This is a genomic window from Microcoleus sp. LEGE 07076 (assembly GCF_015207455.1).
Lineage (GTDB): Bacteria > Cyanobacteriota > Cyanobacteriia > Cyanobacteriales > Microcoleaceae > Microcoleus.
This window is the reverse complement of sequence record NZ_JADEWV010000468.1, coordinates 1-1330: the sequence shown is the minus strand read 5'-3', so window position 1 is coordinate 1330 and position 1330 is coordinate 1. Positions and strand designations below refer to the sequence as shown.

Genomic DNA, 1330 nt, shown 5'->3' with positions numbered 1-1330 from the left:
GTATTAAAGCAAGGACAAACTGATAAAAGTAAAGGCAAACGCATCGGCATTATTGGCGAGCCGGGGGCAGGAAAAACCACGCTATTGCAAAAAATAGCCGATTGGGTGTTGGCAGAAACTGAAGTTGTGCCGATTTGGGTTTCCTTAGCGGATTTAGGCAAGTTTAGCTTAGAAGATTATTTACTCCAAAAGTGGCTGAAAGTTGCCTTAAATGTAGCGGATGTCACGCTGGAAATGCGCCAAGATTTGGTGACACTTTTTAATAATCATCAAGTTTGGTTATTGCTGGATGGCGCAGATGAGATGAGTGCGGGTAATCCTTTGGATGAGATTAAAGCACAATTGCAGGGATGGGTAGCTGAGGCGCGGGTGGTGTTGACTTGTCGCTACAATGTGTGGGATGCGGGAAAAAATGCTTTAGCTGAGTTTGATGTTTATCGGAATTTAGATTTTGATGAAAATGAACAAATTCCCCGGTTTATTAGAAGTGTTTTTCGGAATTCAGATTTAGGGGAAAAATTGTGTGCAAAGTTAGCTGAATTAGAAAATACGCGGCTGCGGGATACGGTGAAAAATCCTTTGCGGTTGACGTTGTTATGTCTGGCTTGGCACATTCGTCAGGGAGATTTTACCACCAAAACTCAGGCGGATTTATACGCACAGTTTAGCGAGGCATTGTATGAGTGGAAGCGCGAACAATTCCCGACAACTTCCCAGCAGCGACGGGAGTTAAATAAAGCTTTGGCGACGTTAGCTTTGCGGGGAATGGAACAAGATGAGTCGCGGTTTCGGTTGCGTCAGGGCTGGGTGCGCGAGATTTTAGGGGAAGCCGATGAGCCTTTGTGTGAGTTAGCTTTGCAGTTGGGTTGGATTAATCGGGTTGGTGTGGCGGCGGAAAGGCCAGAGGAACAGGTTTATGCCTTTTATCATCCGACATTTCAGGAGTATTTTGCAGCTTTGGGTGTCGATGATTGGCGTTATTTTTTGAATCATGTACCGGATAATCCGAGGTTCGAAACTTATCGAATTTTTGAGAAAGTGTGGGAAAATGTGATTTTGTTGTGGTTGGGACGCGAGAATTTAGCGAAAGATCGGAAGGAAGAATTCATTAGGGTTTTGGTAGAATTTGAAGATGGAATTGGCAACTATGAATTTTATAAGGATCGCGCATATCTTTTAGCTTTTACGGGAATGGCTGAGTTTCAAGATTGTTCTAAAGTCGATGAAATTGTAGCAGAAATTGTGAAGTGGTCTTTAGGTTATTTTTGTCAGGAATCACAACAGTGGTCTAAATTTATCGAACCCGTTCCAGAAAGAGCGAGAGCAATTC

At 43.4% G+C, this 1330-nt stretch carries 1 protein-coding gene; it reads left to right on the top strand.

The features are described 5' to 3' along the window. Nucleotides 1-1330, top strand: a 1330-nt coding sequence (locus IQ270_RS30320; RefSeq protein ID WP_193976789.1) for an NACHT domain-containing NTPase, incomplete at both ends; no start/stop codon positions are given.